The sequence below is a fragment of the Pseudogracilibacillus sp. ICA-222130 genome, from assembly GCF_037892545.1.
Classification (GTDB): Bacteria; Bacillota; Bacilli; order Bacillales; family Amphibacillaceae; genus Pseudogracilibacillus.
Genome location: NZ_JBBKBG010000054.1, coordinates 1 through 8,865 on the forward strand (window position 1 = coordinate 1; position 8,865 = coordinate 8,865).

Below are 8,865 nucleotides of genomic sequence, written 5' to 3' on the forward strand. Positions count from 1 at the left end.
GCAATTAAATTTGTCTGGTAGCTATGGCAGAGAGGCCACACCTGTTCCCATCTCGAACACAGTAGTTAAGCTCTCTAGCGCCGATGGTAGTCGAGGTTTAACCTCCGCAAGAGTAGGACGCCGCCAGGCAAGTTTTTATGCATATTTTATTAAAATATGTATAAAACGAGCATAAACAAAAAAGTATATTTCATCATATCGCGGGGTGGAGCAGTCTGGCAGCTCGTTGGGCTCATAACCCAAAGGTCGCAAGTTCAAATCTTGCCCCCGCAACCAAATAATTTCATAGAAGGTCCGGTAGTTCAGTTGGTTAGAATGCCAGCCTGTCACGCTGGAGGTCGCGGGTTCGAGTCCCGTCCGGATCGCCTTTTTGCTATAATATACATGTTGAAAAACATGTATTTTTTTTATGCAAAAAATACAAATTCATTCCTTAAATTTTAAAATATGGCAAGGGAAGAAGTAGAAGTTTTCACCACAACTGATTAACGTCAACATACGTGTTATTCGTATAAATCATCGCTAATTTTAGTGACAATACATTGAAATTACAGCGATTTAATGAGAAAATACGAATGTATTCATTAAAAATAGTCAGCTGGAGTTGAAAAGAAATGCATGAATTTCAATTGATTCAGCAATTAAAACAAAAACAATATCGCCAAGCGTCCTTAATAAAAGGAATTGGAGATGATGCTGCAGTATTTCGGACAAATGATGACATTATCACAGCGGTTGATACATTTGTAGAAGGAATTCATTTTTCTAAAAAGACAATGAACTACTTTCATGTTGGGTATCGTGCATTGGCTGCAAATATTAGTGATATGGCGGCAATGGGAGCTATTCCAACCTATTATTTAGTATCTATCGTCATTCCGAATAATATGGTGGAAAGCGACGTACATACATTGTATGATGGAATGAAGGTATTAGCAGACGAATATAAAATGGATTTAATTGGTGGAGATACAGTCTCTGGAGAGCATTTAACGATCTCTGTAACGATTATTGGAATGATTGCTAAAAATAAAGCGAGGTATCGTCATGATGCACGAGTGGGAGATATCGTCTTTACAACAGGAACATTAGGGGACGCTAGTTGTGGCCTTCATTTAATGTTAGAAGAATTGGATGCAATCGATCGTGCATACTTTATTCAACGTCATCGAATGCCAACACCAAGAGTGGCATTTGCCCAAGCTTTACAAAGAATAAAACGTGTTTCTCTCAATGATATTAGTGATGGAATTGCAAGTGAATTACACGAGATTGCAGAAGCATCAAAAGTAGCAATAGAAATTGATGATATACATATTCCACTCCATCCTTCCATGACACAATTCCCACAAGAGATGCAACACCATTGGAAATATTTTGGCGGAGAAGATTTTGAATTAGTAGGAACAATAGAAGCACATGATATAGATATTTTAAAAGAAGCTGCAAAGGTTACTAATACAAAAATATCAATTATTGGTAAAGTGTTACCATATGAATCAGGTCACAGTGTATATATGAAACAAGATGGACGAAGTGTTCCATTACCGAAGGACGGGTATGTTCATTTAAAGTAGGAGGAACGAGAGTGGTTTTTCAAATTACAACAAATAATGAAAAGGAAACGAAACAACTGGCATTTGCTTTAGGCAAATTACTTCGACGTGGGGATGTACTTACATTAGAAGGAGATTTAGGGGCTGGTAAAACGACGTTTACAAAAGGGATAGCTAAAGGATTAGGCATTAAACGAAATGTGACGAGCCCTACCTTTACGATCCTTAAACAGTATGAAGGGACTATGCCTTTATATCATATAGATGCATACCGTTTAGAACATTCTGAAGAAGATATTGGATTTGATGAGTTCATTTATGGTGATGGAGTGACCATTATCGAGTGGCCAATGTTTATAGATGAATACTTACCAGAGAATGTAATGAACATAACGATTCAGTTTGTAGAAGAAACAAAACGTACAATTATGTTAGAGCTTGATACAGAAGAAAGAGAAGAGCAAGTTCAACAAGCATTTGAAGCAATGAAAGAGGATGAATAGCGATGAATATACTTGCGATAGATACATCAAATGATGTGTTAGGAGTAGCGATACAGAAGGATGATAAAGTTGTAGCAGAATGGATGACACATATAAAAAAAGACCATTCATCACGTCTTATGCCTGCGATTGTATATGCAATGGAACAGGTGCAAATGACGCCAGAACAACTAGATTCTATTGTTGTTAGTCAAGGTCCAGGTTCATATACAGGGACGAGAATTGGTGTAACGACAGCAAAAACATTGGCATGGTCATTGGAAAAACCTATTTATCCTGTATCAAGCCTAGAAACATTAGCATATAATGGGGTGTTTCAAAAAGGATATATTGTGCCATTTTTTGATGCACGTCGCCAAACAGTGTTTACAGCATTATATTATTCGGATGGAACCTCTTTACAATTAGTGAAAGAAGAAACGAATATGCCTATGGAAGCATGGCTTGAAGAATTAACAGACCTAGAGGAGACAGTTATGTTTTTAAGCCCCCATTTAGCTATTTTTCAAGATATGATTGAAGCAAAGAAAATGAATCATTTCTATCTTCCAAAAAATAATTTTCATACACCACGTCCGAGTAATATGTTTATGTTAAGGAAGACGGCTGAAGTAGCACATACTGTGGCACCAAATTACTTACGTATAACCGAAGCGGAGGCAAATTTATTAAAACAAAAAAAGGAACAGTCAGATGAAACTTAAACTAGCGATACGAAAGATGACCGTTGAAGATATTCCATCGATTATTCATATTGATGAGCAATCATTTCAAACCCCTTGGACAGAAGAGGTATATGTGCAAGAATTAACGAATAATGATTATGCAACATACTTTGTTGTAGAATCAGAAGAAGAGATTATCGGTTATATCGGACTGTGGGTTGTATTAGAAGATGCCCAAGTAACCAATATTGCTATTTTGCCACAATATCGTGGGTATAAAATAGGAGAAAAACTATTTGGTTTTGCGGTGCAATATTTAATGAATCAACAAGTAGAGCGTCTATCATTAGAAGTGCGTGAATCAAATGAAACCGCACAAAATTTATATCGAAAATTTGGTCTAGTTACAGGCGGCATTCGAAAAAATTATTATAAAGATAATGGGGAAGACGCATTATTAATGTGGGTGAATTTAAAATGAAAACAAACAATATCATATTAGGAATTGAGTCGAGCTGTGATGAGACAGCTGTAGCTATCGTGAAAAACGGAACAGAAGTATTAGCAAATGTCGTTTCTTCCCAAATTGAAAGTCATAAACAGTTTGGTGGGGTAGTACCGGAAATTGCTTCCAGACAGCATGTCGAGCAAATTACAATTGTATTGGAAGAAGCTTTTGAACAGAGTGCTGTAACATGGGATGATATTGATGCGATTGCGGTAACAGAAGGACCTGGATTAATTGGGGCACTTTTAGTCGGTATTAATGCAGCGAAAGCTTTAGCTTTTGCAAAAAATAAACCACTTATTCCTGTGCACCATATTGCCGGACATATTTATGCGAATCGAATCGAAAAGGAATTTGAATTTCCTCTTTTATCTCTAATCGTTTCTGGTGGTCATACGGAATTAGTTTATATGGAAGATCATGACACATATGAATTAGTTGGGGAAACATTGGATGATGCAGCAGGAGAAGCATTTGATAAAATTGCTCGTTCTCTACAACTACCATATCCTGGTGGTCCACATATCGATCGATTAGCACATGAGGGGGAAGATATATATAATTTCCCACGTGCATGGCTAGAAGGAACATATGATTTTAGTTTTAGTGGACTAAAATCGGCCGTTATTAACTTTATCCACAATCAAAAACAACGTGGAGAAAAAATAGTTGTGGAAAACATTGCAGCTAGTTTTCAGGCAAGTGTCGTAGAAGTGCTTGCGGAAAAGACATACCGTGCTGCTTTAGAAAAGAATGTAAAGCAAGTAATCGTCGCTGGTGGAGTTGCGGCAAACAAAGGCTTAAGAACAGCGTTATCAGAACGCTTTCAGCAAACAGATATCCCATTATTAATTCCACCAATACATTTATGTACAGATAATGCGGTTATGATTGCGGCAGTTGGAGCAGTTTTATATGAGAAAAAACATTTTGCATCTTGGGATTTAAATGGAAAAGCGTCCTTATTTTTAACATAATTATACACAGCACTATCCACAGTAATGTGCATAAGTACGTAAAACTTTGATATGATGCTAACAATGATGTGGATATACCTGTTAATGGTTAATATGGTAAACATTTATCTGTTGATAAGTAGAAATGTAAAGAAAAGGACGGTATAATAGAAGCATTATGAATTTTAATGGGAATATGGTGGTTAGACAAAATGTCCAGAAAACAATCACATTATATACAACTTGATTTAATTGTTATGTTACTAATACTAATAACGGTTAGTATATTAGCAATTTATAATGCACAACAATTAGGGCAATATCCTGATAAAAACTTCGCCTTACAACAAGCCGTTTATTATGCGATGGGGTTAGGTGTTTTAATTGTTATGCAATTTTTTGATTTAGAACAATATCGGAAAGTAAGTTTATATATTTATATATTAGGAGTGTTATCGGTATTTTTATTAGCGATTGCACCGAGCTCTATGGCTTATCCAGTAAACAATGCAAAAAGTTGGTTCAATGGCCCGATGTTTCCATTAACGATTCAGCCATCTGAATTTGCCAAAATTGGGCTCATTATGTACTTATCCGCAACTATCGTAAAACATAAGGAGAAAAACGAGGTTGCCACATTGAAAAGCGATTTATGGTTAATTGCAAAATTAATCATTATTACATTGATTCCAGTCCTTTTTATTATTGAACAGCCAGACTTAGGAACATCTATCGTATTTTTCTTTATTACGGGAATGCTCATTATTTTATCTGGGATTGATTGGAAAATTCTCGTCACTTTAATCTTGGGAGGACTTGTGGCACTCGTTTTAGCAGTCTTTTTAATTGTCAATTTACCAGAGATAGCAACGAATGTATTAGGAATTAAACCATATCAAATCGAACGAGTGATGACATGGTTTGAGCCTGGGGAACAATTAGACGATGATCGATTTCAAATTGACCGTTCTTTATTAACGATTGGTTCTGGTCAATTATCTGGAAAAGGAATGAATAGTGCAGAGGTAGCTTTACCTGAGGCACATACGGATTTTATTTTCTCTATTATAGGAGAAAGCTTTGGATTCATCGGTAGTGCCGCGGTCGTATTCGTCTTTTTCTTACTTATTTATCGGTTTGTTACTTTGGGGATGCAAAGTTATGATGAAGACCCGTATGGATCCTTTTTATGTTTTGGATTTATGGCACTAGTATTAATCCATACATTCCAAAATATCGGAATGACGATTGGAATCATGCCGATAACGGGGATTCCGCTTTTATTTGTTAGTTACGGTGGTAGTACGACCTTATCAACGATGATTGGATTTGCGCTTATATATAAAGTAGCGACCGAACATTCAAGACAACAAAGTTTCCTATTTTAATAGAAAAAACTGTTGCGACGCGGTGCATATTACATGACCACGGTGCAACAGTTTTTGTTTTTCAACTAATCTTGTAAATTTGCCCATTGTTCCATTTTTTCATCTAATTGTACTTTCATTTGTTCACATTCTTCTGCTAGTTCAAGTAATCTTTCATGATCATCTAATACTTCTGGTAATGTCATTTCCAACTCCTTTTCTTCTAATGATTGTTCTAATACTTCTATTTCTTCCTCTAACTTTTCAAGTTTACGCGCCATCTTACGTTGCTCACTTTGTAGTCGTTTTTGTTCTTGAAATGATAGATTTTGTTTCGGTGCGACTTTTTCTAATACTTCCACTGTATTTGTTTGTTCTAACTTCGCAATTTCTTCTTGCTCTAATTTTTTCTCTAAATAGTAATCATAATCACCGAGGTATGTAGTTACGCCGTCTTTTTCTAAATGTAAAACTTTATCGGCGATTTTATTCATGAAATATCTGTCGTGTGAAACGAATAAAATGGTTCCAGCAAAATGTTCCAATGCTGTTTCAAGTACTTCTTTACTCGCCAAATCTAAATGGTTTGTCGGTTCATCTAGTATTAAAAAGTTCGCTTTTTGCATCATTAATTTTGCTAATGCAATACGTGCTTTTTCGCCTCCACTTAAGGTGTGGATATGTTTGAGGACATCTTCCCCAGAAAACAGAAAAGTACCGAGTACCGTACGAATTTCTTGTTCTGTTTTATTCGGAAAATCATCCCATAATTCGTTTAATATGGTCTTCGTCTCTGTTAGTTTTTCTTGTTCTTGTGCATAATAGCCAATTTGTACATTAGAACCGAGTTGAATTTCTTCTGACTTGTTATCCACAATCATTTTTAAAAGGGTCGTTTTACCAACACCGTTATCCCCAATTAATGCCACTCTTTCTCCACGATGAATATGGAATGTAACATTTTCAAAAACAGGTGTTGCTTCATTCTCATACGTATATTGCGCCTCACGCACGTAAAGAACATCATTTCCACTCGTTTTATTCACTTCGAATGAAAAAGAAGCGGTCGATTCATCTCCTAAGGGACGTTCCAGACGAACCATTTTTTCTAATTGTGTTCTTCTACTTTGGGCACGTTTGGTCGTTGAAGCACGGGCGATATTTCGCTGAATAAAGTCTTCTGCTTCCTTGATTTCTTGTTGTTGTTTTTCATATAATTTTACATCACGTTCATAGTTTGCAGCTTTCATGGTTAAAAACTGTGAATAATTTCCGTGATATTTAAATGCTTGTTGATAAGTCACTTCATAGACGGTCGAGACAATTTTATCTAAAAAATATCTATCGTGAGAAACAATGACGATAGCGCCATCGTAATTCAGTAAATAGTTTTCCAACCAAGTTAAAGTACGAATGTCTAAATGGTTTGTAGGCTCGTCCAAAATTAAAAGTTCTGGTTTTTTTAATAAAAGTTTTCCAAGGGCAAGCCTTGTTTTTTGTCCACCACTTAATTCATTGATGGTTAACGAAAATTGCTCTTCAGGGAACCCTAATCCAATGAGGACCCCTCTTATATCACTTTTAAAACGGTATCCACCATTTGATTCAAATGCCTCCTGGCGTCGACTATATTCATGGATCATTTTTTCGTCATAATCACCACGTGAACTTACGGCTTCAATTTTTTCAGCAAGGGCAATTAATTCATTTTCTTCATCTATTAAATGTTGAAAAACGGTTAATAATTCCTCCCATAATGTACGTTCCGAGTGTAGGTCATTATGTTGTGCTAAATACCCGATTTCGACGTCACGGTGAATGAAAAGTTCTCCTTCATCATACGGTAATTCGCCTGTCATAATTTTTAATAAAGTTGATTTACCAGCACCATTTCTCCCAACAATGGCGATTTTATCCTCACTTTTAACTTCCAAATGTATATTGTTTAATATGATATTATCTCCGAGAAAAGATTTTACGATATTTCTTAATTGCATCATAATCATCATTGTTCACCTCATCTTCTATGATTGTACAGTATTCTAGGCTAGAAAGGCAATGACTGGGACGGAAATAAGAAGTTATATCAGACAGATACGATTTTTTTTGATACACTAAAAAGAAACGATGGAAAGAAAGAGGGAAGCGGGATGTCTCAATTCACTCATTTTAATGAACAAGGCCGAGCAAAGATGGTTGATATTACGAATAAAGAAGTGACACATCGAACAGCAATTGCAAAAACGAGTGTACTTTTACATAAAGAAATTTATGAAAAAATCGCAAATAATGATATGAAAAAAGGCGATGTTTTAGCAGTAGCACAAGTTGCAGGGGTGATGGCTGCCAAAAACACGTCAAATTGGATTCCAATGTGCCACCCATTACAATTAAGTGGTGTGGATATTACGTTTGAATGGGAAGAAAAAGAGGAATCCCACTATGAGTTACATATTAACGTATTAGTGAAAACGAAAGGTTCAACAGGAGTTGAAATGGAGGCGTTAACTGCTGCATCAGCAACAGCGTTAACGATTTATGATATGTGTAAAGCTGTGGATAAAGGCATTATTATAGGACAAACATATTTATTGGAAAAAACCGGTGGGAAATCAGGTGACTTTAAACGATAATTGGTCATTACCGTGAAGGAGAAGGAGATTTGGATGGAGAAGAAAATACCTCAAGCGACAGCAAAACGATTGCCATTATATTATCGCTTTATTTTAAATTTACATAATCAAGGAAAAACACGTGTATCTTCCAAGGAATTGAGTGATGCAGTGAAAGTAGATTCGGCAACAATCCGTAGAGATTTTTCCTATTTTGGTGCACTTGGGAAAAAAGGATACGGGTATAATGTAGAGTATTTGTTGCAGTTTTTCAAAGATACACTTGAACAAGACGCGATTACAGAAGTTGCGTTAATTGGTGTCGGTAATTTAGGTACTGCATTAATAAATTATAATTTTTCACAAAGTAATAATACGAAAATTGTTATGGCGTTTGACCGCTCGAAAAGAACTGCTAAAACGGAGAATGGTAATATTCCAATTTATTCGATTGAACAGTTAGAGGAGAAGTTAAATGGGGTAGAAGTAGCGATTTTGACTGTTCCAGCTGCTGCCGCACAAGATATTGCAGATCGCTTAATTGACTGCGGCATAAAAGGGATTGTGAATTTTACCCCTGCGAGACTGACAATTCCAGATGATGTGCGTATTCACCATATCGACTTGTCAGTGGAATTACAATCTTTTATTTACTTTTTAAAAAATTATCCGATGAACGAATAAAAAACAGCACGAAA

9 protein-coding genes, 2 tRNA genes and 1 rRNA gene are annotated in these 8,865 nt (G+C 36.0%); 11 read left to right on the forward strand and 1 reads right to left on the reverse strand.

What is annotated here, in order from left to right; translation table 11 throughout:
• Positions 1-13: 13 nt before the first annotated feature.
• The 9 genes from rrf (at position 14) to WKT09_RS13305 (ending at position 5,576) form a co-directional block, all read left to right on the forward strand.
• Positions 14-129, forward strand: a 5S ribosomal RNA gene (gene rrf, locus WKT09_RS13265).
• A 70-nt stretch (positions 130-199) separates the two neighbouring features.
• Positions 200-276 (forward strand) — tRNA-Met (locus tag WKT09_RS13270).
• A 15-nt stretch (positions 277-291) separates the two neighbouring features.
• A tRNA-Asp gene (locus tag WKT09_RS13275) sits at positions 292-365 on the forward strand.
• A gap of 249 nt (positions 366-614) precedes the next feature.
• A complete protein-coding gene (thiL, locus tag WKT09_RS13280; RefSeq protein ID WP_340416489.1) occupies positions 615-1,577 on the forward strand; it encodes a thiamine-phosphate kinase in 963 nt (320 codons plus the stop codon).
• Between the two features lie 11 nt (positions 1,578-1,588).
• Positions 1,589-2,059 (forward strand): tRNA (adenosine(37)-N6)-threonylcarbamoyltransferase complex ATPase subunit type 1 TsaE, encoded by a 471-nt coding sequence (gene tsaE, locus WKT09_RS13285; protein WP_340416490.1) that lies wholly within the window; start codon positions 1,589-1,591, stop codon positions 2,057-2,059.
• 2 nt (positions 2,060-2,061) lie between these two features.
• A complete protein-coding gene (gene tsaB, locus WKT09_RS13290; RefSeq protein WP_340416491.1) occupies positions 2,062-2,763 on the forward strand; it encodes a tRNA (adenosine(37)-N6)-threonylcarbamoyltransferase complex dimerization subunit type 1 TsaB in 702 nt (233 codons plus the stop codon).
• The gene (gene rimI / locus WKT09_RS13295; protein WP_340416492.1) at positions 2,753-3,205 is read left to right on the forward strand and encodes a ribosomal protein S18-alanine N-acetyltransferase; all 453 of its coding nucleotides are present in this window, start codon (positions 2,753-2,755) and stop codon (positions 3,203-3,205) included. The genes tsaB and rimI overlap by 11 nt, the downstream gene beginning before the upstream one ends.
• The gene (gene tsaD, locus WKT09_RS13300; protein ID WP_340416493.1) at positions 3,202-4,209 is read left to right on the forward strand and encodes a tRNA (adenosine(37)-N6)-threonylcarbamoyltransferase complex transferase subunit TsaD; all 1,008 of its coding nucleotides are present in this window, start codon (positions 3,202-3,204) and stop codon (positions 4,207-4,209) included. The genes rimI and tsaD overlap by 4 nt, the downstream gene beginning before the upstream one ends.
• A 191-nt stretch (positions 4,210-4,400) precedes the next feature.
• The gene (locus WKT09_RS13305; RefSeq protein ID WP_340416494.1) at positions 4,401-5,576 is read left to right on the forward strand and encodes an FtsW/RodA/SpoVE family cell cycle protein; all 1,176 of its coding nucleotides are present in this window, start codon (positions 4,401-4,403) and stop codon (positions 5,574-5,576) included.
• A 65-nt stretch (positions 5,577-5,641) separates the two neighbouring features.
• Here WKT09_RS13305 and WKT09_RS13310 read toward each other — a convergent pair whose 3' ends face one another.
• Positions 5,642-7,561, reverse strand: a complete 1,920-nt coding sequence (locus tag WKT09_RS13310; RefSeq protein ID WP_340416497.1) for an ABC-F family ATP-binding cassette domain-containing protein — start codon at positions 7,559-7,561, stop codon at positions 5,642-5,644.
• Positions 7,562-7,705: 144 nt separating this feature from the next.
• Between WKT09_RS13310 and moaC the strand changes: the two genes are divergently transcribed.
• The gene (gene moaC / locus WKT09_RS13315; protein ID WP_340416495.1) at positions 7,706-8,188 is read left to right on the forward strand and encodes a cyclic pyranopterin monophosphate synthase MoaC; all 483 of its coding nucleotides are present in this window, start codon (positions 7,706-7,708) and stop codon (positions 8,186-8,188) included.
• Between the two features lie 33 nt (positions 8,189-8,221).
• Positions 8,222-8,851, forward strand: a complete 630-nt coding sequence (locus tag WKT09_RS13320) for a redox-sensing transcriptional repressor Rex (RefSeq protein ID WP_340416496.1) — start codon at positions 8,222-8,224, stop codon at positions 8,849-8,851.
• Positions 8,852-8,865 lie beyond the last annotated feature (14 nt).

What these genes read in the sequence shown, in the direction of transcription:
- WKT09_RS13305 (WP_340416494.1), top strand. Translation starts at nt 4,401, where the DNA reads ATGTCCAGAAAACAATCACATTATATACAACTTGATTTAATTGTTATG.
- rimI (WP_340416492.1), top strand. Translation starts at nt 2,753, where the DNA reads ATGAAACTTAAACTAGCGATACGAAAGATGACCGTTGAAGATATTCCA.
- tsaB (WP_340416491.1), top strand. Translation starts at nt 2,062, where the DNA reads ATGAATATACTTGCGATAGATACATCAAATGATGTGTTAGGAGTAGCG.
- WKT09_RS13320 (WP_340416496.1), top strand. Translation starts at nt 8,222, where the DNA reads ATGGAGAAGAAAATACCTCAAGCGACAGCAAAACGATTGCCATTATAT.
- thiL (WP_340416489.1), top strand. Translation starts at nt 615, where the DNA reads ATGCATGAATTTCAATTGATTCAGCAATTAAAACAAAAACAATATCGC.
- tsaD (WP_340416493.1), top strand. Translation starts at nt 3,202, where the DNA reads ATGAAAACAAACAATATCATATTAGGAATTGAGTCGAGCTGTGATGAG.
- WKT09_RS13310 (WP_340416497.1), bottom strand. Translation starts at nt 7,561, where the DNA reads ATGATTATGATGCAATTAAGAAATATCGTAAAATCTTTTCTCGGAGAT.
- moaC (WP_340416495.1), top strand. Translation starts at nt 7,706, where the DNA reads ATGTCTCAATTCACTCATTTTAATGAACAAGGCCGAGCAAAGATGGTT.